This window comes from Thiocapsa rosea (assembly GCF_003634315.1).
Classification (GTDB): Bacteria; Pseudomonadota; Gammaproteobacteria; order Chromatiales; family Chromatiaceae; genus Thiocapsa; species Thiocapsa rosea.
This window is the reverse complement of record NZ_RBXL01000001.1, coordinates 4,093,762-4,120,432: the sequence shown is the minus strand read 5'-3', so window position 1 is coordinate 4,120,432 and position 26,671 is coordinate 4,093,762. Positions and strand designations below refer to the sequence as shown.

At 64.8% G+C, this 26,671-nt stretch carries 23 protein-coding genes and 2 tRNA genes; 4 read left to right on the top strand and 21 right to left on the bottom strand.

Features of this window, described 5'->3' with window-relative positions; genetic code table 11:
- Positions 1 to 72: 72 nt before the first annotated feature.
- The 11 genes from BDD21_RS29070 to BDD21_RS18480 form a co-directional block, all read right to left on the bottom strand.
- Complete coding sequence (locus BDD21_RS29070) at positions 73 to 195, bottom strand: hypothetical protein (protein ID WP_281269161.1); 123 nt, start codon at positions 193 to 195, stop codon at positions 73 to 75.
- A gap of 288 nt (positions 196 to 483) precedes the next feature.
- Positions 484 to 560: transfer RNA gene (locus tag BDD21_RS18525), tRNA-Pro, on the bottom strand.
- Positions 561 to 597: 37 nt separating this feature from the next.
- The gene (locus BDD21_RS18520) at positions 598 to 972 is read right to left on the bottom strand and encodes a MerR family transcriptional regulator (RefSeq protein ID WP_007194179.1); all 375 of its coding nucleotides are present in this window, start codon (positions 970 to 972) and stop codon (positions 598 to 600) included.
- A complete protein-coding gene (gene ihfA, locus BDD21_RS18515; RefSeq protein ID WP_007194180.1) occupies positions 953 to 1,252 on the bottom strand; it encodes an integration host factor subunit alpha in 300 nt (99 codons plus the stop codon). Before ihfA ends, BDD21_RS18520 begins: the two co-directional genes overlap by 20 nt.
- Positions 1,253 to 1,256: 4 nt before the next feature.
- The gene (pheT, locus tag BDD21_RS18510; protein ID WP_120798416.1) at positions 1,257 to 3,635 is read right to left on the bottom strand and encodes a phenylalanine--tRNA ligase subunit beta; all 2,379 of its coding nucleotides are present in this window, start codon (positions 3,633 to 3,635) and stop codon (positions 1,257 to 1,259) included.
- A gap of 113 nt (positions 3,636 to 3,748) precedes the next feature.
- On the bottom strand, positions 3,749 to 4,780 hold the full coding sequence (pheS, locus tag BDD21_RS18505; protein ID WP_120798415.1) for a phenylalanine--tRNA ligase subunit alpha: 1,032 nt from the start codon (positions 4,778 to 4,780) through the stop codon (positions 3,749 to 3,751).
- A 116-nt stretch (positions 4,781 to 4,896) separates the two neighbouring features.
- Positions 4,897 to 5,253: a 50S ribosomal protein L20 gene (rplT, locus tag BDD21_RS18500; RefSeq protein WP_007194183.1), complete on the bottom strand. Its 357-nt coding sequence runs from the start codon at positions 5,251 to 5,253 to the stop codon at positions 4,897 to 4,899.
- Between the two features lie 44 nt (positions 5,254 to 5,297).
- On the bottom strand, positions 5,298 to 5,495 hold the full coding sequence (gene rpmI, locus BDD21_RS18495; RefSeq protein WP_093186566.1) for a 50S ribosomal protein L35: 198 nt from the start codon (positions 5,493 to 5,495) through the stop codon (positions 5,298 to 5,300).
- A 148-nt stretch (positions 5,496 to 5,643) separates the two neighbouring features.
- Positions 5,644 to 6,177, bottom strand: a complete 534-nt coding sequence (infC, locus tag BDD21_RS18490) for a translation initiation factor IF-3 (protein WP_120798414.1) — start codon at positions 6,175 to 6,177, stop codon at positions 5,644 to 5,646.
- A gap of 58 nt (positions 6,178 to 6,235) precedes the next feature.
- The gene (gene thrS, locus BDD21_RS18485) at positions 6,236 to 8,155 is read right to left on the bottom strand and encodes a threonine--tRNA ligase (protein ID WP_120798413.1); all 1,920 of its coding nucleotides are present in this window, start codon (positions 8,153 to 8,155) and stop codon (positions 6,236 to 6,238) included.
- Between the two features lie 125 nt (positions 8,156 to 8,280).
- Positions 8,281 to 8,357: transfer RNA gene (locus tag BDD21_RS18480), tRNA-Val, on the bottom strand.
- A gap of 201 nt (positions 8,358 to 8,558) precedes the next feature.
- On the opposite strand from BDD21_RS18480, the gene BDD21_RS18475 reads away from it, so the two are divergent.
- Together BDD21_RS18475 and BDD21_RS18470 are read left to right on the top strand one after the other, a co-directional pair.
- Positions 8,559 to 10,082: a fumarate hydratase gene (locus BDD21_RS18475; RefSeq protein ID WP_120798412.1), complete on the top strand. Its 1,524-nt coding sequence runs from the start codon at positions 8,559 to 8,561 to the stop codon at positions 10,080 to 10,082.
- Complete coding sequence (locus tag BDD21_RS18470; protein WP_120798411.1) at positions 10,082 to 11,095, top strand: YhdH/YhfP family quinone oxidoreductase; 1,014 nt, start codon at positions 10,082 to 10,084, stop codon at positions 11,093 to 11,095. The genes BDD21_RS18475 and BDD21_RS18470 overlap by 1 nt, the downstream gene beginning before the upstream one ends.
- A 503-nt stretch (positions 11,096 to 11,598) precedes the next feature.
- Here the strand turns inward: BDD21_RS18470 and BDD21_RS18465 are convergent.
- The 4 genes from BDD21_RS18465 to BDD21_RS18450 all read right to left on the bottom strand — a co-directional run bounded on the left by BDD21_RS18465 (position 11,599) and on the right by BDD21_RS18450 (position 17,498).
- Complete coding sequence (locus tag BDD21_RS18465) at positions 11,599 to 11,838, bottom strand: acetyltransferase (RefSeq protein ID WP_120798410.1); 240 nt, start codon at positions 11,836 to 11,838, stop codon at positions 11,599 to 11,601.
- A 245-nt stretch (positions 11,839 to 12,083) separates the two neighbouring features.
- Entirely contained in the window at positions 12,084 to 12,326 is a 243-nt protein-coding gene (locus BDD21_RS18460; protein WP_120798409.1) for a BolA family protein, read from the bottom strand.
- Between the two features lie 358 nt (positions 12,327 to 12,684).
- Positions 12,685 to 16,230 carry an ATP-binding protein gene (locus BDD21_RS18455; protein ID WP_120798408.1) on the bottom strand — a complete coding sequence of 1,182 codons (3,546 nt, stop codon included), beginning with the start codon at positions 16,228 to 16,230 and terminating at the stop codon, positions 12,685 to 12,687.
- Positions 16,227 to 17,498 carry a metallophosphoesterase family protein gene (locus tag BDD21_RS18450; RefSeq protein WP_170164816.1) on the bottom strand — a complete coding sequence of 424 codons (1,272 nt, stop codon included), beginning with the start codon at positions 17,496 to 17,498 and terminating at the stop codon, positions 16,227 to 16,229. The genes BDD21_RS18455 and BDD21_RS18450 overlap by 4 nt, the downstream gene beginning before the upstream one ends.
- Before the next feature lie 140 nt (positions 17,499 to 17,638).
- On the opposite strand from BDD21_RS18450, the gene BDD21_RS18445 reads away from it, so the two are divergent.
- Positions 17,639 to 18,706, top strand: a complete 1,068-nt coding sequence (locus tag BDD21_RS18445) for a RibD family protein (RefSeq protein WP_120800004.1) — start codon at positions 17,639 to 17,641, stop codon at positions 18,704 to 18,706.
- 187 nt (positions 18,707 to 18,893) lie between these two features.
- Here BDD21_RS18445 and BDD21_RS18440 read toward each other — a convergent pair whose 3' ends face one another.
- From BDD21_RS18440 to BDD21_RS18430, 3 genes are read right to left on the bottom strand one after another with little or no spacing between them, the layout of a single operon-like run.
- Positions 18,894 to 19,787, bottom strand: coding sequence for a class I SAM-dependent methyltransferase (locus tag BDD21_RS18440; protein ID WP_120798406.1), 894 nt, complete (start codon positions 19,785 to 19,787; stop codon positions 18,894 to 18,896).
- Positions 19,780 to 20,844, bottom strand: a complete 1,065-nt coding sequence (locus BDD21_RS18435; RefSeq protein WP_120798405.1) for a glycosyltransferase family 4 protein — start codon at positions 20,842 to 20,844, stop codon at positions 19,780 to 19,782. The genes BDD21_RS18440 and BDD21_RS18435 overlap by 8 nt, the downstream gene beginning before the upstream one ends.
- Complete coding sequence (locus BDD21_RS18430; protein ID WP_120798404.1) at positions 20,841 to 21,257, bottom strand: 6-pyruvoyl trahydropterin synthase family protein; 417 nt, start codon at positions 21,255 to 21,257, stop codon at positions 20,841 to 20,843. The genes BDD21_RS18435 and BDD21_RS18430 overlap by 4 nt, the downstream gene beginning before the upstream one ends.
- A 152-nt stretch (positions 21,258 to 21,409) precedes the next feature.
- Between BDD21_RS18430 and BDD21_RS18425 the strand changes: the two genes are divergently transcribed.
- On the top strand, positions 21,410 to 22,960 hold the full coding sequence (locus BDD21_RS18425; RefSeq protein WP_120798403.1) for an ATP-binding protein: 1,551 nt from the start codon (positions 21,410 to 21,412) through the stop codon (positions 22,958 to 22,960).
- Here BDD21_RS18425 and BDD21_RS18420 read toward each other — a convergent pair whose 3' ends face one another.
- From BDD21_RS18420 to mdoH, 3 genes are read right to left on the bottom strand one after another with little or no spacing between them, the layout of a single operon-like run.
- Positions 22,961 to 23,995 carry a zinc-dependent alcohol dehydrogenase gene (locus tag BDD21_RS18420; RefSeq protein WP_245969678.1) on the bottom strand — a complete coding sequence of 345 codons (1,035 nt, stop codon included), beginning with the start codon at positions 23,993 to 23,995 and terminating at the stop codon, positions 22,961 to 22,963.
- Positions 23,976 to 24,746 carry an FkbM family methyltransferase gene (locus BDD21_RS18415; protein ID WP_245969677.1) on the bottom strand — a complete coding sequence of 257 codons (771 nt, stop codon included), beginning with the start codon at positions 24,744 to 24,746 and terminating at the stop codon, positions 23,976 to 23,978. The genes BDD21_RS18420 and BDD21_RS18415 overlap by 20 nt, the downstream gene beginning before the upstream one ends.
- Positions 24,736 to 26,580 (bottom strand): glucans biosynthesis glucosyltransferase MdoH, encoded by a 1,845-nt coding sequence (mdoH, locus tag BDD21_RS18410; protein WP_120798402.1) that lies wholly within the window; start codon positions 26,578 to 26,580, stop codon positions 24,736 to 24,738. Before mdoH ends, BDD21_RS18415 begins: the two co-directional genes overlap by 11 nt.
- Positions 26,581 to 26,671 lie beyond the last annotated feature (91 nt).

Here is a 26,671-nt window from a genome sequence, read left to right as displayed (position 1 = left end):
CCATGTGGATAGCCAGCGCCGATCCAGGATCTCGCCCACCGTACTCGGAAAGGTCCCGGCCAGCCAGCGCCGTCACTCCGATTCCGCATCCCACGGCTCGTTGTCGTCGCCGAACAGCGCCGTCATCACGTGCGTCGCCTGGATCCACCCGGACCATGCCAAGGCCCGCAAAGCCATCGGCGCGTCGCTCAACAAGGATGCCGTGCTCGTGCTGCGGCGATGGGAAGGGCGACACGAGACCCGCGTCTTCTGCTACCCGCGCAAGGCGCCTGACCAAGAGATGATTTGGGGTCCGATCGTCAAAGCCGGCAGCAACGCCTGGCGCAAAGCGCTACGCCCATTTGGCGCCGGAGCACCTTGCCGAGCATGCCGCGCGAATCGAGACGGGGCTTCGTCCGGTGCATTTCCGGCACACCGAGGACGAAGACAATAAAAAAGCGGTATCGGGTGACCGATAACCGCTTGAATATACTTCTAATTTTTTGGTCGGGGCGAGAGGATTTGAACCTCCGACCACCTGAACCCCATTCAGGTGCGCTACCAGGCTGCGCTACGCCCCGATAAGACGGGCAATAGTAGGTTGAAGCCCTTGCGCTGTCAACGTCGCAGCAGCTGAAGGACGTCTTCGAGCTCTGCACGCATCTGGCGCAGGATCTGATGCGTCTGGCTCAGATCGTTCTTCGCACCCTCGCCGCTGAGCTGCAGGCGCGCACCACCGATCGTGAAGCCCTGCTCGTAGAGTAGGTTGCGGATCTGGCGCACCATCAACACGTCGTGACGCTGATAGTAGCGACGGTTGCCGCGTCGCTTGACCGGTTTGAGCTGAGGGAATTCCTGCTCCCAATACCGCAGCACGTGGGGTTTTACCCCACAGAGCTCGCTCACCTCGCCGATGGTGAAGTATCGCTTTCCCGGGATCGGCGGAAGATCGCCGGGGCCGTTGTCCTCGCCCTTATCGGTCGGTTCCAGCATAGGCCTCCACTCGCTGTTTTAGCTTTTGCCCCGGACGAAAGGTCACCACGCGGCGCGCCGTGATCGGGATCTCTTCTCCCGTCTTGGGGTTGCGGCCGGGACGTTCCTTCTTTTCGCGCAGATCGAAGTTGCCGAACCCGGAGAGCTTGACCTGCTCGCCGCGCTCCAACGCTGCGCGAATCTCCTCGAAGAACATCTCGACGATGTCCTTGGCCTCACGCTTGTTCAGGCCAAGCTCATCGAACAGGTGCTCGGCCATATCGGCCTTGGTCAATGCCATGGGGTCAATCCCTCAATCTTGCGCCAAATTCCGAAGCGAGGCGAGCTAGGATCCGCCTCACGGTGTCCTCGATGACACCATCTGTAAGTGTCTGAGAAGAAGCCTGTAAAATCAATCCAAGAGCGAGACTTTTTCTGCCCGATTCAATGTTTTTGCCGGTGTAGAGGTCGAACAGGACCAGATCGCGCAACAGCTCGGTCTCCGTAGCGCGAATACAGTCCGCAATCGCCGCGTAAGTCACGGCCTCGTCGACGATGATGGCGATGTCGCGGCGAATGCTCGGAAAGCGCGAAATCGACGCGTGCTTGGGCAGGGCGCCGACGCTCAGCGGTGCGATGTCCAACTCGAACAGATAGGCATCGCCCGTGATGTCGAGCTGTGCGGCCAGGCTGGGATGCAGCATTCCGAGCAGACCGATGGCTCGACCGTCACATTCCACGCTCGCGGTCTGACCGGGATGCAGCGCCGGATGCGTGCCGGGAATGAAGCCGAATCGCTCCGGTGCGCCGGTCAGCGCCAGCAGGGCCTCCACATCGGCCTTCAGATCGAAGAAGTCCGACGCGCGGCTCGATAGACCCCACTGCTCCGGATCCGGGCTTCCGGTGATGAGGCCCGCGAGACCCTGCGTCTGTGTCAGACCGTCCGCGCCGATCCGAAAGCGTAGACCGGACTCGAAGATCCGCACCCGCTCCTGTTGTCGCGCCTGGTTGTACCGCGCGGCCTGGATCAAGCCCGGCCAGAGGCTGGTGCGCATGGTGGAGAGCTCGGCGCTCAGCGGATTCGCCAGGCGCAGTACCTCCTGTTCGGGGTCGACCAACGCCTGAATCTCGGGGCTCACGAAGCTGTAGGTGATGACCTCGTGGAAGCCGCGATCGACCAATGCCAGACGGGCGCGATCCAGATCGAAATCCGCTTCCGGGGTCGATCGAGTGACCGATGCCGAGCTCGCGTGACTGACCGGGATTCGATCGTAACCGTAGATACGGCCGATATCGGCGATCAGGTCGACCTCTTGAACCAGGTCGAAGCGGGCACTCGGCGGCGTGATCAGCCATCCTTCGGCGGTCGGCTCGGTGCGCATGCCCAGACGTGCGAGGATGCCGAGGATGGTCTCCTCGGGCAATGCGAGTCCGAGCACTTGAGCCACACGCGCGGGACGGAGTATCAAGGTCTCGGGCTTCGGTAGATCAACTTCCGAGATCGCCTGGACCACGGGACCCGGCTCGCCCCCGACGATCGCGATCAAGAGTCGGGTCGCACGCTCGATCGCACGGATCTGGAGTTGGGGGTCGACACCGCGCTCGAACCGATGCGATGAATCCGTATGCAGACCATACGAGCGCGCCTTGCCGCTGACGGCAAGCGGCGCGAAGAAGGCGCTTTCAAGCAGCACGTCGCGGGTCTCGGGACCGACGGCGGTCTCAGCACCACCCATGATCCCGGCCAACGCAACGGCGCGTCCGGAATCGGCGATCACCAGGGTGTCTGCACGCAGGGTCGCCTCCTCGCCGTTGAGCAGGGCGATGCGCTCGCCCTGCGCCGCCATGCGCACGCGGATCTCGCCGTCGAGCTTGGCGAGATCGAACCCGTGCATCGGCTGGCCCAGCTCGAGCAGGACATAGTTGGTCACGTCGACCACCGGGCTGATGGCCCGGATCCCGCCGCGGCGCAGGCGCTCCTGCATCCACCAGGGCGTGGTCGCGTTCGGATCGATGTTGCGGATGATCCGGCAGACGTAGCGCGGGCAGGCGGCAGGCGCCTGGAGTAGAACCGGCAGGGACTGCTCATGCGCGGGCGCGACCGGCTGGATCGCGGGTGTGGCGAGCGGCGCACGGTTGATCACGGCGACCTCGCGTGCGAGTCCGGCAATGCTGAGACAATCGCCGCGATCCGGGGTGAGGTCCACCTCGATACAGTGGTCGTCGAGCGCCATCCAGGCACGGATGTCCTCGCCCACCGGCGCATCCGCAGGCAAGGGCAGGATGCCCTCGGAGGACTCGGCAAGACCGAGTTCTTTGGCCGAGCAGATCATGCCGAAGGACTCGACACCCCGCAGCTTGGCCTTCTTGATCTTGAAGTCGCCGGGCAACACGGCGCCGACCGTCGCGACCGGAACCTTCATCCCCTCGGCGACGTTGGCGGCCCCGCAGATGATCTGGAGAAGCGCATCCTCGCCGAGATCGACCCGACAGATCCGCAGCTTTTCGGCATCCGGATGGGGCGCGACGGAGTGCACCCAGCCGATCCGCACGCCGCTGAAGGCCGGGGCCGCGGGCTCAACCGCGTCGACCTCCAGACCCGCCATGCTGAGCTGATCGGCCAATTGCCGGGTGTCGACCGGTGGGTTCACCCACTCCCGCAACCACGCCTCGCTGAATCGCATCTGCTGCTGCCCTATTTCTTAGTGGTTAGTGGTTAGTGGTTAGTGGTTAGTGGTTAGTGGTTAGTGGTTAGCGGTTAGCGGTTAGCGGTTAGCGGTTAGCGGTTAGCCGAATCTCACGAGAATTGGCGCAGGTATCTCAGATCGTTCTCGAAATTCAAACGGATGTCGTCGATTCCGTAACGCAGCATCGCCAAACGCTCCACCCCCATGCCGAAGGCGTATCCGAGATAGCGATCGGGGTCGATGCCGACGTGCCGAAAGACCTCCGGATAGACCATGCCGCAACCGAGCACCTCGAGCCATCCGGTCTGCTTGCAGACCCGACACCCGCTGCCGCCGCAGATGACACACTGGATGTCGACCTCGGCCGAAGGCTCTGTGAAAGGGAAGTAAGACGGCCGGAAACGCAGCTCCAGATCGCGCTCGAAGAAGTTCCGCAAGAAGTCGTAGAGCACACCCTTGAGGTCGGCGAAGCTGACCTGCTCATCGACCAGCAGGCCTTCGACCTGATGGAACATGGGCGTATGGGTCAGATCCGAATCGCAGCGATAGACGCGACCCGGCGCGATGATCTTGAGCGGCGGCGCCTGCTCCTCCATCACCCGGATCTGGACCGGGGAGGTGTGGGTGCGCAGCAGCAACTCGGCATCGAAATAAAAGGTGTCGTGCATCGCCCGCGCGGGGTGGTGCTCCGGGATGTTGAGTGCCTCGAAGTTGTGATAAGCGTCCTCGACCTCCGGCCCTTCCGCGACGGCGAACCCTGCGTTGGCGAACAGACGCTCGATGCGACGCATGGCACGGGTCACGGGATGCAGTCCGCCGGGCCGTCTGCCGCGTCCCGGCAGGCTCACGTCGATCCGCTCGGCGGCGAGTCGCGCGGTGAGTGATGCCTCTTCCAAGACGATCTTGCGCTGGTCGATGGCAACCTGGACCGCGACCTTCGCCTGGTTGATCTTCTGACCTGCTGCAGGGCGCTCGTCGGCCGGCAGCGTGCCGAGCTGCTTGAGCAGGGCGGTCAGCTCCCCGCTCTTGCCGAGATAGCGCACGCGCACCTGATCGAGACTGGCAAGATCGGCCGCTGCCGCGATCGCCTCGAGTGCGGCGGCTTGCAGCGCCGCGAGACCGAGTCCGGTGTGTTCAGCCATAGTCGGGTCTTCCGGCTGGGTGTCTGGTCCGCCGCGAGGTCGTGAAACGAAAAAGGGAAAGACCGGGGCCTTTCCCTCTTGTATCGCCGTAGAACCCGGGCGAGAAAGGAAACGGCTTAGGCCAGTGCGGTCTTCGCTTGCTCGGCCAGCGCAGCAAAGGCGACGCTGTCGTGATAGGCGATGTCGGCGAGCACCTTGCGGTCGACCTCGACCCCGACCTTCTTCAGCCCGTCGATGAACCGGCTGTAGGACAGACCGTTCTCGCGAGCGGCGGCGTTGATACGCGCAATCCAGAGCGCGCGGAATTGGCGCTTCTTCTGGCGGCGATCGCGGTAGGCGTATTGGCCGGCCTTGATGACGGCCTGTTTGGCAACGCGATAGACCTTACTGCGGGCACCGTAGTAACCCTTGGCCTGATCAAGGACCTTTTTATGACGAGCGTGGGCGGTAACACCCCGTTTGACGCGTGGCATTCTTTGACTCCTGAGATTCGTACAAGCGCAATGCGATCAGTCGATCAGCAGTAAGGGATCATCCGCAGCGCGGCCCGCACATCCGACTTATGGAGCCGCTTAGGCGCACGCAATTGGCGCTTACGCTTGGTGCTCTTCTTGGTCAGGATATGACGCCGATGAGATGAATTGCACTTGACCGAACCGGAGGCAGTGCGCTTGAAGCGCTTCGCCGCCCCGCGATTTGTTTTCAGCTTGGGCATGGGTTTTTGACTCCGCGATTTGCCGAATGATTATAGTGCGACGCCTGTCGAGCCGAGGTTTTTTCAAGGCGGGATCGGCCGTATCGACCGATGCCGTCTCATCGAGACACTCAGTGTGATTCGCCCATTGGCTCGACGATGCGCGTCGCTATTTCTTTTTGGGGCCCAGCACCATCACCATTTGGCGTCCTTCCATTTGGGGTTGTTGCTCTACGATGCTGAGGGCTGCAAGGTCGTTTTCGATCCGCTTCAAGAGCTCCAGACCGAGCTCACGATGCGCATGCTCGCGCCCGCGAAACCGCATGGTGACCTTGCCCTTATCCCCTTCATTGAGGAAACGCATCAGGCTGCGTAGTTTGACCTGATAGTCTCCTTCGTCCGTTCCCGGACGAAACTTCACTTCCTTGATCTGAACCTGCTTCTGCTTTTTCTTGGCTTCGTTCTTCTTCTTCTTCTGGTCGAAGAGAAATCTGCCGAAGTCCATGAGACGACACACCGGAGGCTCCGACGTCGGAACGATCTCCACGAGATCGAGGCCCGCTTCCGTGGCCATCTCCAATGCCTCGCGCGTATTGACGACTCCGACCTGGTTTCCGTCCGCGCCGATCAGACGCACTTCCGGTACGTTGATCTCCTTGTTGACGCGGTTTCTCTTTGGTGCAGCGATAGCAGGTTCCTCCAAAAGCACTAATAGACACGACGCGCACGACGCTCTCGCGGCCCGTTGGTCAGGCCGGGCGTCAGTGGGTCCGGTTCGCGATCTCTTCGCTCAGACGGTCGATAAAGGCATCGAGCTGAAGGATTCCAAGATCCTGGCCCGCACGGTCGCGAACGGCAACGGAGCGGGACTCGACCTCCCGATCACCGACGACGAGCAGGTAAGGTACTCGTTGCAGGGTGTGCTCGCGGATTTTAAAGCCGATCTTCTCGTTTCTCAAGTCCGTCTCAGCCCGGAAGCCCTTCCCGCGCAAGGTCTTAGAGACCTCCTTGACGTAATCCGCCTGCCGATCCGTGATATTCATCACGATCGCCTGGGTCGGCGACAACCAAACCGGCAATTGACCCGCATAGTGTTCGAGCAAAATGCCGATAAACCGCTCCACCGAGCCCAGGATCGCGCGGTGGATCATCACCGGAACCTGCTTGCTGTTGTCCTCGGCGATATAGTGCGCACCCAAACGCCCGGGCATCGAGAAGTCCACCTGGATGGTGCCGCACTGCCAGGCGCGACCGATGCTGTCGTGCAGGGTGAATTCGATCTTGGGGCCGTAAAAGGCGCCCTCGCCCGGCTGCACCTTGAATGCGAGACCTTTCGCCTGGAGCGCTTGGTCGAGCGCCGCCTCGGCCTTGTCCCAGAGCTCGTCGCCGCCGACGCGTTTGTCCGGGCGCAACGAGAGGGCCAGATCGATCTCGGTGAAGCCGAAGTCGCGATAGGTCTCGAAGACCATGTCGATCAGGGTCGCAACCTCGTCCTGGAGCTGCTCCTCGGTGCAGAAGACATGCGCATCGTCCTGCGTGAAGCGACGTGCCCGCATCAGACCGTGGAGGGTGCCGGAAGGCTCGTTGCGATGCACGACGCCGAACTCGGCAATACGCAGCGGCAGATCGCGATGGCTCTTCAGACCCTGATTGAAGAGCTGGATATGCCCGGGACAATTCATCGGCTTGATCGCGTAGTCGCGATCGTCCAGATGCGTCGTGAACATGCCGCCGGCGAACTTGTCCCAGTGCCCGGAGCGCTCCCAGAGCGATCGATCGAGCACCTGCGGGGTCTCGACCTCTTGGTAACCGTACTCGTCGAGCTTCTCGCGCATGTAGCCTTCGGCCAGGCGATAGATCACCCGCCCCTTGGAATGCCAGAAGGCCATGCCCGGCGCCTCGTCCTGAAAATGGAAGAGATCAAGCTGTTTGCCGAGCTTGCGATGATCGCGCTTCTCGGCCTCTTCCAGACGGTGCAGATAGGCCGCCAACTCTTTCTTATCGCGCCACGCGGTGCCGTAGATGCGCTGGAGCATGGGATTCTTCGAATCGCCGCGCCAATAGGCACCCGCCAGCTTCATCAGCTTGAACCCGTTGCCGAGCTTGCCGGTGCTCGGCAGATGCGGCCCGCGACAGACATCGAACCAATCGCCCTGACGGTAGACGGACACCGCCTCCCCTTCGGGAATAATGTCCTCGATGATCTCGACCTTGTAGTGCTCGCCGAGCTCGGCGAAGACCTGCTTGGCCTGCTCGCGCTCCCAAACCTCGCGCACGATGGGGAGATCGCGCTTGACGATCTCGTGCATGCGCGCCTCGATCGCCTCGAGATCCTCCGGCGTGAAGGGCTCGTCGCGGGCGAAGTCGTAGTAGAAGCCGTTCTCGATGGCGGGACCGATGGTCACCTGCGTACCGGGATAGAGCTCCTGCACCGCTTGGGCCATGACGTGCGCGGCATCGTGTCGCAGCAGTTCGAGCGCCGTCTCCTCATCCTTGGCGGTGACGATAGCCAGCTCCGCGTCCTGCCCGATCACGAACGAGGTGTCGACCAGCGCCCCGTCGACCCGACCGGCGAGCGCCGCCTTGGCCAAGCCGGCACCGATGGAGGCGGCGACGTCCCGAACGGAAACAGGGTCATCGAACTGGCGCTTGGAACCATCCGGCAGGGTCACGACGGGCATAGCGAAACCTTCAAAGTGCTCAGTGGTGATCGATACGAGGGATCACATGAAAAAACCGCCAGCCCCAGCACGGTGCCGCTCGAAGGGTGTCGAGCGGCCAACGGCCGGAGCTGGCGGCTGATGTTTGGTAGGCGCGATTGGACTCGAACCAACGACCCCCACCATGTCAAGGTGGTGCTCTAACCAACTGAGCTACGCGCCTGTCGTTGCGAGCCCGGAATATTACAGGCCCCTACGATCTTTGCCAAGCTCTTTTTGATCGTGGCGATTCCAGCCCGAGGGGCGATCGAGCTGGGAGATTGGTTTCGCTGCGCTCTACCTATCCGACGTCCACGTCTTCCGGAGCCGGGCGCGAGTGGGTTGTTATACTGCGTGGATGTCCGGAACGAGGCGCCGCAGAACCATGACCATTATCCGCGAGACCGACTTTGTCCAAAGCATCGCCGACGCGCTGCAATTCATCTCCTACTATCACCCGCGCGACTATATCGAAGCCCTGACTGCAGCTTACGAGATCGAGGAATCGCCGGCCGCCAAGGATGCGATGGCTCAGATCCTCGTCAACTCGCGGATGTGCGCTGAGGGCCACCGACCGATCTGTCAGGACACCGGCATGGTCGTGGTCTTTCTGAAGATCGGCATGGAGGTGCGCTGGGATACAACCCAGGGGATTCAGGAGATGGTGGACGCGGGCGTGCGCAGGGCGTACAGCCATCCCGACAATGTGCTGCGCGCCTCCATGGTCTCGCCCCCCATCGGCGAGCGCAGGAACACCGGCGACAACACGCCGGCCGTCGTGCATGTCGAGCTGGTTCCCGGCAATCGGGTCGAGGTGCGTCTGGCGGCCAAGGGCGGCGGCTCAGAGAACAAGGCCAAGTTCGCGGTCTTGAACCCGAGCGAAAGCCTGGTCGACTGGGTGCTCAAGACGGTCCCGACCATGGGTGCCGGTTGGTGCCCGCCCGGGATGCTCGGGATCGGGATCGGCGGATCCGCCGAGAAGGCGATGCTGCTCGCGAAGGAGTCCCTGATGGAGCACATCGACATCCACGAGATCAAGGCGCGCGGGCCTGCGAACCCCATCGAAGCCCTGCGCATGGAGCTGCACGAGAAGGTCAACGGTCTCGGCATCGGCGCGCAGGGTCTCGGCGGGCTCACCACGGTGCTGGATGTGAAGATCCTGACCTACCCGACCCATGCCGCCTCGCTCCCGGTCGCCATGATCCCCAACTGCGCCGCGACGCGGCATCTGGAATTCACGCTCGACGGCTCCGGGCCGGTTGCACTCATCCCGCCGAGCCTGGACGATTGGCCTCCGATCACCTGGGACGCGGCTGCCGGGACGCGCCGCGTCCATCTCGACGGACTGACCCGCGAGGACATCGCGACCTGGCAGCCGGGCGAGCGCCTCCTGCTCTCGGGCAAGCTGCTGACCGGTCGGGACGCCGCGCACAAACGCATCGCCGATCTCCTGGACCGAGGCGAACGCCTGCCGGACGGCGTGGATCTCACCAACCGCTTCATCTACTACGTCGGCCCCGTCGACCCGGTGCGCGACGAGGTCGTGGGTCCGGCCGGACCGACCACGGCCACACGGATGGACAAGTTCACCGACCAATTGCTGGAGCGCACAGGTCTGATCGGGATGATCGGCAAGGCCGAGCGCGGGCCCGCTGCGATCGACGCCATCAAGAAGCATGGAGCGGTCTACCTGATGGCCGTCGGCGGCGCGGCCTTCTTGGTCGCCAAGGCGATCAAGTCGTCGCGACTCGTCGCCTTCGAGGATCTGGGGATGGAGGCGATCCGCGAATTCGAGGTCGAGGACATGCCGGTCACCGTCGCCGTCGACAGCCGCGGCGAATCTGTTCATCAAACCGGGCCGGCCAAATGGCGCAGCACGATCGGGCTGATCCCGGTGGAGGTCATTTAATGGAAAGCTATCGCGCATTTCGAATTCATCAAGACGAACAGGGCCACCGCGCCGGTCTCGAGGCACTGCCCAAACAGGTCCCCGAAACGGGCGAGGTCCTGGTCCGGGTCGCCTATTCGAGCGTCAATTACAAGGATGCACTCGCCGGCACGGGGCGCGGGAAGATCCTGCGCACCTTCCCGCTGGTCGGCGGGGTGGATGCCGCCGGCATCGTGGAGCAATCCAACGACCCCGCTTACCGTGCGGGGGATGCGGTCGTCGCGACGGGCTGGGGCCTGAGCTTCGACCACGACGGCGGCTATGCCGAGTATCTGCGCGTCCCTGCAACCTGGTTGACGCCGATTCCGGTCGGGTTGGACCCGCGCTCGACCATGATCCTGGGCACCGCGGGATTCACCGCGGCACTGGCGGTCCACCGCATGCAGGTCAACGGCCAGCGCCCCGAGATGGGTCCTATCCTGGTGACGGGCGCAAGCGGCGGGGTTGGATCCATGGCGATCGCGATCCTCGCCCGGCTCGGCTACGAGGCGGTCGCACTCTCGGGGAAACCGGAGCTTGCGGACTGGCTGACGTCAATCGGCGCCGCGCGCATCATCGGGCGCGATGCACTGGCCGATGCGAAGCGGCCGCTGGAGAAGGCCCTCTGGGGCGGCGCTATCGACAATGTCGGCGGCGAGACCCTGGCGCAGATCACGCGCACCATAGTCCCGAACGGGAACATCGCCAGCATCGGTCTGGCCGGCGGTCACCAACTCGAGACCACCGTGATGCCCTTCATCCTGCGCGGCGTGAGTCTGCTCGGTTGCAACTCGGTCGATGTCCCGCAGACGCTACGCGCCGATCTGTGGGGGCATCTGGCGAGCGACTGGCGCCCGGCCGACTTCGACCTGCTACTCGGAGAGACCGTCGATCTGGATGGCCTGCCACAGGTCTTCGAGGCGATGCTCGCGGGGAAGACTCACGGGCGGATCCTGGTGGAGGTCGCACCCCCATCCGACACGAACGGCGGCTAAACCGCGTCCAGAGCGAGATGCTCACTTTCGAGTGAGTTCGACGTTTGGTGCATTCACGGCCCTTAGCGGAGACGCGGTTTAGAATTATATATTTTTTAATACCTTAAACCGCGCCGGCTCCGACAAACTACACATATCGCGTCGGGCGAGGTTTAAGGGCCGTAGGATGGGTAGAGCGAAGCGAAACCCATCCTCCCCGCGCCAAGGTCCGTGCGAGCCACCACAAGCCGAAGGCCTCGATCGTTAGCCCGGCCGGTAGGGTGGACGAGCGAGAGCGAAGTCCACCGATCCCCGCGCCGGCGCTGGTGGACTGCGCTGCGCTTGCCCTCCGGCTACGGCGCAAAGCGGTCGATGTGGCCCGCGTTATGAGCACGGCCCAACCGCCGGCGCAAGGTGTGCCTCCTATCGTCAGCACAACGGATTCAATTCGGGAACCGGCGACGCAAAGGCGCGAAGGGCGCAAAAAAACCGGCCCGAGCATGCTCGGGCCGGTTTGCATCCCTTCAGGACGCCTTCTTGTAATAGTGGTGAACCTCGTCGTCACGATAATGGCTGTCGGTCCAGCAGCGCGGCAGCAACTCGTCCGAGATGAACATCAGCTCGGCCTTGTCGAACGTCTCCGGCTCCTGGGCCTCTTCACCATAGTGAAAACGGCCGACGATCTTCGGGTGCATCGGATTGAACAGGTCCCGCTGACTGAGGACCTCGATCATCTTGCCGGTAGTGCGATGTTTCAGAAACACGGCTTGACCTCCTGCGCAAGGGCTTGATCCGTCGTCTTCAAGTATGGCACCGGGTCAGCCCTTGGCAAGGTCCGGCGCCGGGCCCATGAACCCGGCCACAACGACGACGTTGCGCTGTAGGGTGGACAAGCGCAGCGCAGTCCACCAGCGCCGGCGCGGGGTTTGGTGGGCTTCGCTCTCGCGCGTCCACCCGACCTGCCCGTCTGACGAACGACGCCAGTTCCGGCAATGCCCTCCGACGCATCTCAGCCGACGTGCTCGGCGGCTTGTGCCGGCGTCAGGGTCTTGATCGACAAGGCGTGCAACTCCCCGCTCGCGATCTGCGGCTTGACGGTATCCATCACCAGACGCTGCTTCTTGATCGGCGTGAGACCTTCGAAGACCTCGCTCACGACGACGGCGTCGAAATGACTGCCGTCTCCGGAGACCTGGACCTCGGCGCCGGGGATGCCCTGGCGGATGAGTTGTGCGACAGCTTCGATTTCCAACGGATACTCCTTAACCGCGCCCAGCGCGGTATGCGATGATTTTGGATGGGATCGGACCCGGCAGACTTGACGACCGCTGGAGATGGTGCTCTTTAAGATAATAAAAGATATATCGTTTTTAACCGCGCCCCCGCTAAGGGCCGTGGATGCACCCAACGTCGGACTCACTCGAAAGTAAGCACCTCGCTCTGGACGCGGTTTGATCGCCTCGATTCCTGTTGACGCCCCCGGCAAGCTGTCGCTGCAGCGCCAGCTTGCCGCCGACTTTATAAGATAAGGCTTTGTACTCGCGGAGCAAGCACGGAGAGCAGGCGGCACGGCATGGGCGACACCCCGTTCCGCCCACCAACGGGCGCACTCACGACCCCAAACGGTGGACCCAAACCCGCTCTTGGCTCGGATCGAGCTGCCGCGCCTGCTCGATGTCGCGGCCGTGGTGCGTGAAAAGGATCACCTGGGTCTTGGCCGAGAAGTCGGCCAGGGTCGCGAGTGTGGCGAGCGCGCGCTCGTCGTCGAACTGGATGAGGATGTCGTCGACGACGAACGGCATCGGCTCGGCGGCTTGGAGATACTGCTCCAGATTGGCGAGGCGCAGCGCCAGATAGAGCTGATCACGGGTGCCCGTGCTCATCGCCTCCACGCGCAGCCGCTCGCCGCTGTTGCGCAGACCGACCAAGACGGGCTGGTCGGCCTCGTCGAAATCGGTCTCGACCGCACTGAAGGCGCCGCAGGTCAAGCGCGCGAAATAGCGGCTCGTGCGCCCGAGGATTGGGTCGCTGTTTTGGCGGCGGAAGCGTTCGATCTCGTCGCGCAGGATGCGGGCCCCGAGCTTGATTCGGACGTACTGCTCGGCATGGGTGCGGATGCCGGCGAGGATCTGTTGGGCCTCCTCGGCGAGCGCGGCGGCGGTGCCCTCTCCGCCCATTGCCTTGAGTGCACGATCGGCGTCGGCCTTCTCCTCGATCAGCGCGCGGTGCGCCGGACGCAGCTCCTGCTCGAGGCGCGCATCGATCTCGGCCAGCCGCATGACGGCCCGATCCAGATCGACGGCGGCCGCCTCCTGTGCGAGCGCGTCGATCCCGAGGCCGTCACCGGCACGCATGAGTGCGCGCTCCACATCCGCAAGCTCGGCGGCGAGTCGCCGCCGGTCGCGCACGCGCTCCTCGATCAGCGGCAATTGCTCCGGCGCTTCGCACGCGGCCTGTCGACAGAGCTCGGCGAGGACGCGATCGGCCGCAGCGATTGCCGTCTCCGACTCGCGAATCTCCCCCTCGGTGCGACTCGCCTGGGCACGCAACTCTTCGAGTCGTGTCTTGACGGCACGTTGCTCGTCGAGCCGCACGTGCAGCGTCAAGATCGCCTCCTCCACCGGACGGTCAAGCAGATCGACCGCGAGCCGACCGAGACAGTCGCGGGTCTGCGCGACGAAGGCGATGGCATCCCGATCGATACCCGCGATGCGTGACCTCAAGAGGGTCCCGGCCTCGACCTTCGCCACCGCATCCGCGATCACCTGAAGATCGTCCGAGACCTCGCCCGGGCCGGCATCCGGCGCGAGCCCAAGCTCGGTCATGAGGGCCGTCCAGTCCGCCTGCCATGCGGCGTGCGCGGTCTCCGCATCCGAGAGCTCGCGGCTCAGGCGTCTCGTACGTTCTTGGAGCTCCGCGACCTCGTGCTCCAACGCGAGGCGCGCACGCGCGCCGTCTTCCGCGACGCGTTGTCGACCCTCGGCCAATCCGATGAGCGCGCCGAGCTCGGGCGTGGCGAGTGCCGAGGATCCGGGCTCGACAGCCGCGTCTCGGGTGCCGAGTGCGCTCAGGAGGGCCACGCGATGCGATGCCCGCACGGCCTCGCGGGAGAGGATGCGTTCCCGCAGCGCGTCGGCTTGGCGGATGTGCTCGCGCAGCCGCACCGCACGCGCAAGCCAGGGCAGCATCTCGGCCGGCGGCAGCGGGGTCACGCCGCAGGGCGACCAGAGTCCATGCCATGCCTCCTCGGAACGGATGACAGACACCGCCAGCGCGCCCAGCGCGCGCTCGGTCTCGTCAAGCTCACGCTGCGCGACCTCCAGTCGTGCGCGGGTCGTCGCCCGGTCATGGACGCGCCCTGCCTCGCGACGCAGCCGATCGGCGACCTCGTCGGCCACGGCCAGCGACCCCTCGAAGGCATCCGCAAGGGAGGTTTCGGCGTCGTACAACCGCGCCTCGGCGCCGACATCCTCGTCCGCGAGCCATGCCCGCTTCACGAGCAGCCAGCCCCGATCGCGATGCGCGCGGGACTGCGCCAGATCATCCTCGGACGGCACCGAGCCGCTCAGCTCCGCCACACGCAGAGCCTCGTCGCAGCGCAAACGCTCGGCGACCACATCCGAACGCTTCGACTCCAGTGCCTGCCGTTGCTCGATCAGCGCGCGGGTGTCGTCCGCGAAGCGTCGCAGACTCTCCTCGTCCGGCAGCGGTGCGGCGAGTAGATCGGCCAACCCGCCCGACCAGAGACCCAGTGCGGACAGCCCCTGCTCGCACGTCTTCAGCTGCGCCGCCAGCGCGAGGCGTTCCTCGACGAGCGCCTGATCCAGGTCTCCGGCACGGCGCGCGGCATCGAGCGCGGTCTGCAGATCGGTCGAGACGACTGCCGCGGGTAGCTCGGCCAGCGCCGCGGCACGCAGCCCGAGGCGCTCTTGCGTCTCGGCGAGATCGGCACGGGTCTTGGCGAGCGCGTCGACCACGGCGGCCTTGCGGGCACCGAGATCGGTCGCACGGCGTCTGCGCGAGAGCAGCGGCTTGAGTCGGGTCACATCGGCAGGAACAGGCTCCCGCGTGAGGTCCGAGCGCACCTGCTGCAGCAGCGCGCTCGCCTCGGATTCTCGGCCCGCCAGCTCGGCGACCAGCTCGGCGCGATCTTGCGCCGCCTTGCGATGGCTGCCGAGCCGCTCGCGCAGGTCGTCGATCGACTCGGACTCCCGGAGCAGATCTTCCGATACGGCATCGCTGAGCTCGCCAACCAGCACGCGCAACCCATCGAGCCGGTGCTGTGCATTGGCTCGGGCCTCGTCGGCACGAGCCAGTTTTGCGACCGCCTCCTCGCGGCGGGTCGCGAAATCCTCGGCAAGCACGGGCACGGTGCCGATCCCCTCCAATTGCTCCCGCAGCCGAGACATGCGCACCAGATCCGGGAGGGTGCGCCGAATGCGTTCGAGCCGGCTGCGCTCGAGCGTCATCTGAGCGATCTCCGTATCCATCGCCGCCAGCTCGCGAATCGCCCGATCGAGCGACGCCTTGGACTGCTCCCACTCACGGACCGACAGACTCGCATCGCGCAGACGACGTTCGGTCTCGCCGAGCTCGCCGATCAGCGCGTTGATCCGCGGCTTGGACGCGCGGGGCAGAAAAAGTCCGTTGGCCTCTTGGTCGAGTCGATCCAGAACCCGGTGGATCGCGGTGGCGCCGAGCGCGGTCCCGAACAGCGCCTCGGCCTCCCTGCCGCGCTCTTCGAGCAGGGTTTGGCCACCGCCGACCAGGCTCTCGTAGTCGATCCCGAAGAGGCGCTCGAACAGGCCGTCGTCCACCTCGCCCAGGAAGGGCAGCAGCGCATCCTCGCCGATCGCCTTTCCGTCCGGATCGAGCAGGGTGCTCTTGCGGCCCTTGCGTCGGACGAACGCAAGCTCCTCGCCGTTGCGGTTGCGCAGACGCCCGCCGAGACGCAGCTCCTGCTTGCCGTGTCGAAAGTCATCGCGGGTGCGCTCGTGAATCCCGAACAGCAAGCCGCGCAGTGCGCGCAGTGCCGAGCTTTTTCCGGCCTCGTTGGGACCGAAAACCAGGTGCAGGCCCTCGCAGCCGCCGCTCAAATCGAGTCGGCGGTCGGTGAAGGGTCCGAATGCGCGCAGGTCGAGTTCCAGGAGCTTCATACGTCGGTCTCCGGGCCGGCGCCTTGCCCGCGCAGCCGCTCCACCAGAAGCGCCTTCACGTCTTCGAGGCAGTCGGACAGATACGCGGGGTCCGACGGTTCGAACGGGTCATCGCCGCCGCGCAAAGCGGGCGGCAGCTTGAGTGCCAGCGCGTCGACCTCCTCGCTCAGGGCGGAAAGACGCTCGCCGTCGACCTCCAGGGCGTGGATGGTGCGCAGCAGGCCGCCGAAGGCATCCTCGCGCGACAGCTCGGACACCGCCGCCGACGGATGCGTCTCCACGACCAGCTTCTCGATCCAAACATCGGCCAAACCGGAGGATGAGACCAAGGCCCGGCACTCGTTGACCAAGCGCTCGTGCTCGGCGTGCAGACGCGAATGGATCGGACTGCGCCCGATGAGATGCAGACGTGTGGCGAGAAGACGGTTCTCGGCCGCGTCCGACGCCTCGGCAAGCGCATGCTCGACCAGCGGGAGGATCTGATCCAGGCTGCGCACGTCGGTCACATCCACCGGACAGATGGCCCAACGTACGACATCGAGCGCCCGTGGCTCGATCTCCACGACCTGGCCCTCCTCGACCCGCACAAGCGTGCAGCCTTTCGGCCCGGTCTCGCGGATATGGCGGCCCTGGATGTTGCCCGGAAAGACAATGTAGGGGTCCTCCGCGATCAACTCGCGCTGGTGAACATGCCCGAGCGCCCAATACTGGTAGCCTTTCGCTCTCAAGCCATCCAGTGTGCAGGGCGCGTAGGGCTCATGACCGGGTCGACCGTCAAGCGAGGTGTGGAGCAATCCGATGTTGAAGAGTGCGGGATCGCCTTGCGGATAGGCCCGGCTCAGATCGTCCGTCACCGCGCGGCTCGGAAACCCTTGACCGTGGATGGCCACGCCGAGGTGCTCGAGGACCCAGGTCTCGGGCGCGCGCGTGGCGAAGACCGAGAGATTCGGCGGCGGACGCAGCGCCTTGGTGATCTGGCTTGCGGCATCGTGGTTGCCGGCGATCAGGAAGACCGGGATCCCGTGATCGTTGAGACGACCCATCTGGCCGGAGAAGAAGAGTCCGGTGTTGTAGTCGCGCCAGTCCCCGTCGTAGATGTCGCCGGCCAGCAGGACGAAGTCGACCGACTCCTCGACCGCGAGTGCGACCAGATTCTCGAAGGCCCGGCGGGTCGCGCCGCGGATCTCCTCGACCGGTGCACCCTCGTAGCGTTCGAGTCCGCGCAGCGGGCTGTCGAGATGCACATCGGCGGCATGCAGGAATCTCAAGGCGATCTCCTCGTTCCGTGGGTTTTGGTCCGTGTCACCGATACCGCGTCGGCGAAGCAGACCGTTTCGCGCTCGATTTTCAGTTGCGCAGCGCCATATCCGCGTTGTGTCGGGATCAATTCAACCAGAAGAGGCCGCCGATGATCCGATCCAAGATCACTCAGCGAGAGCAATCGGACCCGCCGCCGCGTCGGCATGACACCGACACCGCTCGCGCCTGGTCGCTGATTCTGAGTGCCGCTCGACTGGCACGCAACGCGGCTTGGTCGCTCGAACATCCGTTGGCCATGCGTGCCGACCCCGACGGACGGGTGTCGCCGGTCGATCCGGCGCATCGCTCGCAAGCGGATCTGCTCTGGCTCCCTCACGAGGGCTGGCGCACGGGAGACCGGGCTGCGGATCGCACCGAGGATTGCCATGGCGAGGATCCGGCGCGCGCACTCTTTGATCTTTACCTGCCCTTTTGCCGCCCGCATCCGGGTCCGGTGGAGGTCATCGCCCATCTCGGTCAGAGCATCGACGGCTACATCGCCACGTCCGACGGGGACGCCCGCTTCGTGACCGGGAAGGCCAACATTCGCCACCTCCACCGCATGCGCGCGCTCAGCGATGCCGTGTTGGTCGGGGCCGAGACCGTCGCCGCGGACGATCCGCGCCTGACCACGCGGCTGGTCGCCGGACCGAATGCGATGCGGGTGGTCTTGGACCCGCGCCGACGTCTCTCCCCCGAGCGTCATCTGTTCAACGACGGCGAGTCCGAGACACTGCTCTGCTGCGATCGCGCCCGCATCCGGCCCGGCGAGCAGCGTCACGGGCAAGCCGAGCTGATCGGGGTACCGGCCATGTCCGACGGGCTCGATCTGGGCGCGCTCCTGGGCACCCTCGCGGAGCGGGGTTTGCGCAGGATCTTCATCGAAGGCGGCGGGACCACGGTCTCGCGGTTCCTTGAGGCCGGGCTGCTCTCGCGCCTGCAGATCGCGGTCGCCCCGCTCGTGATCGGCAGCGGTCGGCCGGGTGTGCGGCTGCCGCCGACCGCCCGTCTGGCGGATGCCTTGCGCCCGGCAACGCGCATCTTCCGTATGGGCGAGGATGTGCTCTACGATTTCGACCTGAGCGCGGGAGCGCCTGATCATTCCACCGATGCAAGCCCCCAAATGTCGATGGACGAAGCTGCGGTCAACCGAGCGGAGCTCTCCCGCATCCGCTAAACCGCGTCCAGAGCGACATGCGTCATTTTCATGTTGCTTCTGGCTTCGGAGATGTCCTCGATCTCGGTAAGAAGCGGTTTATGATTTAATATTTTTCAATACCTTAAGCCGCGCCAGCTCCGACGGTCGTCGGGGCCGGCGCGGTCAAGCCAATCCAACAAATGACGCATACCGCACCACGCGCGGCTTAAGCCCGCCGGGGGATGGCGAGAAGATCGCGATGACCGACGTTGATTCGGGAACAACCGCGCTCGACGGCAGCAAGCCGGACCGCCTCCCAGTGCGCGATCCCCGCCTGATCCGATGCGGTCACCTCTTCGCGGGCTGCCCGGGACCAGCCGCGGATCAGGGCCGTCTGCAGCGCCCGTTCCGAGCGCCGGATACGCCAGTCGCTCGTCCGTACCTCGACCCAATAGCCCTGTGCGGCCGCCAGGATCGCCAAGCGACCGTTCGCGCCGGGACCCAGCGCCGGACCGAATCCCTTATCGCGACCCTGGTGGCGATTCACCGCCTCGATCACCTCGCGATCGAGGCTCAAGGCGGGCTCGAAGGCCACGCGGCCGTCGTAGGTCAAGGCCATCAGGATCGGCACCTGGACCTTCGCGCATTGCGAGACGAGCCCGGCGAGCCAGGTCTCGGACACCAGGTCGAGCAGCGCCGAGGCGGTAACCAACCCGATGCCTTCGATCGGAAGCTCGGCTAGGTCGCGCGCGAGGTCGAAACGACGGGTCGCCAGCGTGCAGTTCAGATCAGGAGTGCAGGTCAGATGAGGCTCGGCCCCCGTGACCCGTCGATCGGTCGCGTCCCAATCAAAACCCGATGCCTCCGCCCAGGCGTGGGTCTCGTCCGCCAAACGATCCAAAAGGTCGGTGTCCGCATCCAGACAGAGCCATGACTGCGCACCGCCCAAGACCGGCGCCAGTGCACGCAGGTTGGAGCCGGTCCCGCACCCAAGATCAAGTACCTTCAAAGGCGATCTCTTCGGAAGATGCGGGCGCAGCAAGAGCGGAAGATCCGCCGCGCGGGCCCGCACATCCGCGGGTCCGCGCAGTCTCAACCAATCGACGTCGAAATCACCCATTGCACACCTCGTCGAGGACATCCATGAAATCGGTGCTGGCAGCGTCCCATGAGCGGAGTCGGGGGAGTGCCGACCGCGCGCCCGCAACGAGCCCGGCGCGGAGCCCCGAGTCATCGAGGACCCGTGCCAAGGCGGCGCGAAGTGCTGCAGGATCGTCCGGCTCTACCAAGAGCCCCGCATCCCGGGGTACCAGACTCGGGATCGGCCCGGTCCGGGTACTGACGATCGGTAGACCACGCGCCAGTGCCTCGGTCAGGACCATCCCGTAACCCTCGAAGCGCGTCGGCAGAACGAAAAGGTCGGCCCGGTGATAGAGCGCCGCAAGCTGAGACTCGTCGACCTCGCCCGTGAACCGAACGCGCTCGCTCAGACCCGATTGATCGGAGAAACGCTGCACGGCCGCACTCGTCGCGGGGCAACGGGTCAAGCTGCCGACACAGTCGAGCCGCCAGGAACGCTCCGTCAGGGAGGCGAGCGCCTGCAGGAGGATATCGTGGCCCTTGCGAGGTGTGATGGCGGCAACGCATAGCAGGTTCGGCGCGGACGCCCCGGATCCGACTGCAAGAGGCGCGACATCCGTTCCGGGCTCCACCACACGGATCCGAGTCCGCGAGACCCCGTAGTCGCCGGCGAGCAGATCCGCGGTCGCGTCGCTGGTCACGACGACCAGACGCGCGGAGGCCAGGGCGGCGGTCTCGCCGATGCGCAAGGCTTCCACGCGCGTCGGGTCGAGACCTGTTTCCAAGGCAAGAGGATGATGGACGAGCGCGATCAGGCCCAAGCGCCCTCGATGGCGCGCGGCACTCTCACCCAGCAACCCGAAGGCCAGTCCATCGACGACGACACTGGTGCCGTCCGGGAGTCCCGCGAAACACCGCTCCGCCTCGACCAATGCCGCGACCGTCGGACGAGGGAAGCTGTCGTCGAGGCGCTCGATCTTGACCCACCGACCCGCATGGATCAGGCCGTCGATGATCCGCCGATCGTAACGATAACCGCCGGTCGGTATGCTCGGATCGCCCGGGATCAGGAACCTGAGCGGACCCGAGGCACTCACGGGCGAGCCGGAGGCGGCAGCTCCGACGCATAGGCCGCCCAGGCGACGTGTGACTCGCTCAACTGCACGCGCAGTGACGTGATCGCATGAGCCCCCTTCCCGAGCGCGCCCGCGCTCAACTGCGCGGCCATGCGATCGAAGATGACACGCGCGAGAAATTCGGTCGAGGTGTTGCGGCCCTGGAAGTCCGGCTCCTCGTCCAGATTTCGATAGTCCAGATCGGCCAAGAGCGCACGCAGTGTCTGGCTGGCGAGCCCGATGTCCACCACCAATCCGTCCGCGTCAAGCTCGGGACGGCGGAACTCCACATCCACCACATAGGTAGCCCCGTGCAGCCGCTGTGCCGGTCCGAAGACCTCCCCTCGAAAGCTATGCGCGATCATGATGTGGTCGCGGACACAGACGCTGAACATGGTGTCTCCTCCCCCGGTTTTTGTACACGCGTAAAGAAGTAAAGAATAACCGAAACGGCCTGCGCGGGCGCAGCGATCCACAGACGGGATCCGCCCGGGATCCGTTGGGGTATCATCCGGACTATCGACAGAGTCAGTGCCGGAGTGCGGCCATGATGCGCAAGACCTTGCCCATCGGTATCCAGACCTTCCGCGAGATCCGCGAGGAGGACTATTACTATGTCGACAAGACCGGGTTTGCCCTGAAACTCATCGAAACCGGCAAGTATTACTTCCTCTCGCGCCCGCGCCGTTTCGGCAAATCGCTGTTTCTCGATACCCTCGGCGAGCTGTTTTCCGGCAATGAACCGCTGTTTCGGGGGTTGCACGCGCACGAGCGCTGGGACTGGGGGCGGCGCTTTCCGGTGGTTCGCTTGAGCTTCGCCGACGGGGTGATCCGCAGCCGCACGGAGTTGGACGAGAAGATCGGCGAATTGCTGGACGAGAATGCGCAGGCATTGGGTGTGGAGATGACGCATCGCAGTCTCTCGGGGCGATTCTCGCAACTGATCCGCCACACCGCCGAGGCGCATGGCGAGCGCGTGGTGGTGCTGGTCGACGAGTACGACAAGCCGATCCTGGACAACCTACTCCAGCTCGAACCCGCCCGCGAGATCCGCGACGGTCTGCGCAACATCTATTCCGTGATCAAGGGGTCGGATGCCCACATCCGCTTTGCCTTTCTCACCGGCGTGTCGAAATTCAGCAAGGTCAGTCTTTTCTCGGGCCTGAACAATCTCAACGACATCACGGTCGATGTCCCCTACTCGGCGATTTGCGGCTACACCGAGTCGGATCTCGAGAGCGTCTTCGCGCCCGAGCTCGGCGGCCTCGACCGCGACCGGATTCGCGCCTGGTACAACGGCTATAACTGGACCGGCGAGTCGGTCTACAACCCCTTTGATCTCCTGCTGCTGTTCGACAAGCACGAGTTCCGTCCCTGGTGGTTCGAAACCGCCACGCCGACCTTCTTGGTCGACCTGCTCGCCGCGCGCCACACCTTCCTCCCCCGGCTGGAGGGCCTGCTCACCAGCGAGCATCTGCTCTCCGCCTTCGATGTCGATCACATCGCGACCGAGGCCCTCTTGTTTCAGACCGGGTATCTGACGATCGACGCCGTTGTCCCCGTCGGCGACATCCTCCGATACCGTCTGCGCTATCCGAATCAGGAGGTCCGTGCCGGTCTCAACGGGGCCCTGCTCGAGCAGCTCACCGCGCGCGACGCCGCCACCGTCGAGCACAGCGCGCGCCTCTACGCCCTGCTTCAAGCCAACGACTTCCCGGGTCTGGAGCAGCTCTTCACCGCCTTTTTCGCCGGCATCCCGGCCGACTGGTACCGCAACAATCCGATCGCCCGATACGAGGGCTACTACGCCAGCGTCTTCTACGCCTATTTCGCCTCGCTTGGACTGGACCTGACCCCGGAGGACACCAGCAACCAAGGCCGGCTCGATCTCGCCCTGCGTTTCAACGGCCAGGTCTATCTTTTCGAATTCAAGGTGGTGGAGCTGGTCCCGGAGGGGGGCGCGCTTCGGCAGCTCAAGGACCGCGGCTATGCCGAGAAATACCGCGCATCGGGTCAGCCGATCCATCTCGTGGGCGTGGAATTCAGCCGGGAAAAACGCACCGTGGTTGGGTTCGAGGTCGAAACCATCAGCGCTTGATCATGAATACCGGATGCGGTGCATCAGCACATCGCCCGGATCCGTTGCCAAACGTACCTGTACGGCCGGCAGATCATCGAACGCATCCTCGCCGCTGATCAGGACATCCAGCGCAGGATCCGCAAGCAGACTCAGTGCGAGACCGAGGCGCCGACGATAGTCCCAGCGCGCGCGCTGTGCCGTGGCGACCTGGCCGACTTGGGAGGAGCGCAACGTCAGGCGGCGTCGGTGGAAGGCCGCGCCCAACGTGAGCGTCACAGGCGTCGTGCCGTACCAGCTCAGTTCCAGGACGGTCGCCTCGAAGCCGGCTAGGGCGAGCGCCTGCTCCAAGCCCGCCGACGAGCCGCTGGCGTGGATGACGAGGTCGACGTCCCCGCGCGCATCCGCGGGCAGAGCAAAATCGACCCCGAGCCGCTCGGCGATGTCGGCACGGCGCGGATTGATGTCGATCAGCTCGACCCGGCAGCCCGGGATCCGCGCGGCTAACCAAGCGCAGAGGACCCCGACCGATCCGGCACCGATGACGGCGATCCGATCGCCGATCCGCGGCGCAGCATCCCAGAGACCATTGACGGCAGTCTCGAGGTTCGCGGCCAGCACCGCTCGCCCGGGCGCAACCGCGTCGGGAATCCGATGCAATGCCTCGACCGGGACGCAAAAGGCGCTCTGATGCGGATAAAGACAGAAGACCACCTGGCCGATCCAATCGGCAGGCCCTGCCTCGACCCGACCGACATTGCAGTAACCGTACTTGACCGGCCAGGGAAAATCGCCGGCTTGAAAGGGTGCGCGCATTCCGGCGTATTCGCTCGGCGGAACCTCGCCGCGCAACACGAGCGCCTCGGTCCCGCGGCTGATTCCCGTATAGAGGGTCCTCACCAGTGCTTCACCCGGGCCGGGCGGCGCAAGCAGTCCCTCGCGCAGCTCGCCTTGCAGAGGGCCGGTGACCCAATAGGCACGGGCACAGGTCGGGGCGTCTCGCTCCGACAGCGTCAGGCGCGAGATGCTCGCGCTCCTAATCGACTCGTCGGGCATAGATGTCTCCCGAGTTGGCGTCCTGCGGCAGCGTCTTCAGCCAGTCCTCCACGGCGGCGGCATCGACCCAGGCGTCGTGGACAAAGACATAGGACTCGCCGAGAACGGCGTTGAATTGCGAATAGCCGAGCCTCCGACACTCGGCCAAGGCACTGAGCCCGACGGCCTTCTGGATCGTCGTCAATTCGAACGACAGTGCATCGGCCGGCCGGGTCAATCCACCGAGCACCTCGGCCTCGTAACCCTCGACATCGATCTTGATGAAGCGCGGCATGCCGTGGCGCTCGATCAGATCGTCCAACCGCGTGCAGGCGACCTCGATCGCGCCGTCCCAATGCTGCGACTCCCATCCCCGCGCATCCCGCGCCGCCGAGATGAAGCCGGTCGAGAGCGTGCTCACCGTCGGGTTGGCACGGTTGAGGCGCAAATCCGCCCGACCCGACGCGCGCCCGACCGCCGTCGACTCGATCCGCACCGCCGGATCTCGCCCGTAGAGCCAGCGTAGGGTTCGCACCAATGCCGGCTGCGGCTCCACGGCCAGCACACGGGCGCCGATCCGCCGGAAGCAGCCGATGCGATCGCCGACATGACTGCCGATGTCGAAGGCCAGATCGCCCGGGGCGAGGAATGCGCGATAGAAGGCGTCCATACGGGCACGACGCCGGTGCAGATAGTAGATCCCGAGCGAACGCACCACGCCGAGAGCGGTCCGCAGACCATCTCGCCCGGCAACAGTGCGATCAGTCAACACCGATGGAGTCCGCGGCCACCTGATCCGTGGCCGGAACATACCCGCGCCGCCGGCCGATTGCGGGCAATCCGAGCGAGCGGATCAAGGGCGGCGGATCGACCTCCTCCGGGATCCGCCAGAAGCCGATCCGCGCCAGCCATGCGCCGAAGACCGGCCAGGCGGTCAGTACCGCGATGGGCACGGCAAGTAAGGCCCCGAAGATGAAGGGGGACAGAAAGACCGCCCCGGCGGCGTCGGTCGAGATCAACCAGAGCAGTGCCGCAACGCCGAAGAGCGTCTGCGGCCAGAGCCGACGCAAGGCCTGCGTCACCTTCAGCCGATGGGTCTCGCGACGCTGCGGTGACCAGACGATCGCCTTGCCGAACACGAGCCCGCCCATGAAGAGCGTATGCGCCAAGGCCATGACGGGTGCGAGCAGGGTCGAGAAGAGGATCTCGCCGAAGGCGCCGGCCAGCAAACGAGGACCGCCGCCGAAGGCGGCGCGACCGTCTCGGGAGAGCAGCAAACTGCCCAGTGTCGCGAGCTTGGGCGCGAAGACCATCGTCATGATGAGCCCGAACAGCGACCAGCCGAGGACCGGATCGAACATCGGCCCGGCCTCGGGCACACGTCCGATCTGCAGGGCCGCAAGTGTCATGAAGAGGACCCAGGCCGGCGAGCCGATGAACATGAGGATCGCCAGGACCAGCTGAACCCGCCCGATCGGGTGCAGCCCCGGAGTCCCGAGCAAACGCAGGTATTGGAGGTTGCCCTGACACCAACGCAGGTCGCGTCTGATGAATTCGACCAAGGTCGGCGGATTCTCCTCCCAGCTTCCGTGCTCCAGGGGCAGCACCCGAACCGCGTAGCCGGCGCGGCGCATCAACACTGCCTCGACCTGATCGTGACTCAAGATCCAACCGCCGAGCGGCGGGCGACCCGGCAGCGGGTCGAGTCGACAGTGCTCGCGAAAGGGCTTCACGCGCAGGAGCGCGTTGTGGCCCCAGTAAGGCCCGCTGTCGCCCTGCCACCAGGCACTGCCGAGCGAATAGGAGCGCATCCCGAGGCGCATCCCGAACTGAAAGATCCGTGCAAATGCACTCGTCGAAGGCAAGCCGACAATCAAACTCTGCAGAATACCCAGACGCGGGTTGCGCTGCATGATGCCGACCATATGCAGAATCGTTTCCGGTGCCATGAGGCTATCGGCGTCCAACACCAGAGCGAAATCGAACCCGTCGCCCCAACGCGACATGAAATCCTGGATGTTACCCGCTTTGAAACCGGGGTTGTCCGGGCGGCGCCGATAACGGATGCTCATCTGCGGCGACCAGCGCTCGCGCAAGCGCCGAATGCTCGTCTCTTCGGCCTCGATGCATTCGGGCCACGTGGAGTCGCTGAGAACGAAGATTTCGAACGCCTGTCCATTCTCAGACTGATGGAGGCCCTGGATCATCCGATCCAGGTGATGCACGACCCGGTCGGCATCCTCGTTGCGAATGCAGCTCAGGATGGCGGTCTTGGAGGTGACGGCGTTCGGCGGGTCGCCTTGGAGCGGACAGACGACGGCGGCCGGGTCGCGATGGCGACGCATCAGAACAAACCCGATGACGGCATTCCAGAAGCCGATGACGGTCCAAGGCAGGGTCAACGCGAAGCACAGGGTCAGAACCGCATCGAGAAGGTCGAAGCCGCCGCTCGACAGTGTGGCGACCATGAGGGCGATCGCGCCTGCGATCGTAGCGAGAACCAAAAAGAAGAATAGGGCGCGACGGCGCGCCATCGCTGCCGCACCGTCGTCTAAACCATGGGGATCGGTGTCGTGCGTAGGGGTCGAGGCGCGGTCCATCAGCATCCGATACTCCGAACAAATGACCGCGACATCAGCGGGCCAGAGCGTCTATAAAGATCGGTCTTACGGAATTCGCACCGCGACCGCATGTCGG

Bases quoted from the DNA above. Each gene is read 5' to 3' on its own strand.
- BDD21_RS18455 (WP_120798408.1), bottom strand. From the start codon at position 16,230: ATGAAGCTCCTGGAACTCGACCTGCGCGCATTCGGACCCTTCACCGAC.
- BDD21_RS18475 (WP_120798412.1), top strand. From the start codon at position 8,559: ATGACCATTATCCGCGAGACCGACTTTGTCCAAAGCATCGCCGACGCG.
- pheT (WP_120798416.1), bottom strand. From the start codon at position 3,635: ATGCGATTCAGCGAGGCGTGGTTGCGGGAGTGGGTGAACCCACCGGTC.
- BDD21_RS18470 (WP_120798411.1), top strand. From the start codon at position 10,082: ATGGAAAGCTATCGCGCATTTCGAATTCATCAAGACGAACAGGGCCAC.
- BDD21_RS18420 (WP_245969678.1), bottom strand. From the start codon at position 23,995: ATGCCCGACGAGTCGATTAGGAGCGCGAGCATCTCGCGCCTGACGCTG.
- rpmI (WP_093186566.1), bottom strand. From the start codon at position 5,495: ATGCCCAAGCTGAAAACAAATCGCGGGGCGGCGAAGCGCTTCAAGCGC.
- BDD21_RS18425 (WP_120798403.1), top strand. From the start codon at position 21,410: ATGATGCGCAAGACCTTGCCCATCGGTATCCAGACCTTCCGCGAGATC.
- ihfA (WP_007194180.1), bottom strand. From the start codon at position 1,252: ATGGCATTGACCAAGGCCGATATGGCCGAGCACCTGTTCGATGAGCTT.
- BDD21_RS18520 (WP_007194179.1), bottom strand. From the start codon at position 972: ATGCTGGAACCGACCGATAAGGGCGAGGACAACGGCCCCGGCGATCTT.
- BDD21_RS18440 (WP_120798406.1), bottom strand. From the start codon at position 19,787: ATGGGTGATTTCGACGTCGATTGGTTGAGACTGCGCGGACCCGCGGAT.
- rplT (WP_007194183.1), bottom strand. From the start codon at position 5,253: ATGCCACGCGTCAAACGGGGTGTTACCGCCCACGCTCGTCATAAAAAG.
- BDD21_RS18430 (WP_120798404.1), bottom strand. From the start codon at position 21,257: ATGTTCAGCGTCTGTGTCCGCGACCACATCATGATCGCGCATAGCTTT.
- BDD21_RS18445 (WP_120800004.1), top strand. From the start codon at position 17,639: ATGATCCGATCCAAGATCACTCAGCGAGAGCAATCGGACCCGCCGCCG.
- thrS (WP_120798413.1), bottom strand. From the start codon at position 8,155: ATGCCCGTCGTGACCCTGCCGGATGGTTCCAAGCGCCAGTTCGATGAC.
- mdoH (WP_120798402.1), bottom strand. From the start codon at position 26,580: ATGCTGATGGACCGCGCCTCGACCCCTACGCACGACACCGATCCCCAT.
- pheS (WP_120798415.1), bottom strand. From the start codon at position 4,780: ATGGCTGAACACACCGGACTCGGTCTCGCGGCGCTGCAAGCCGCCGCA.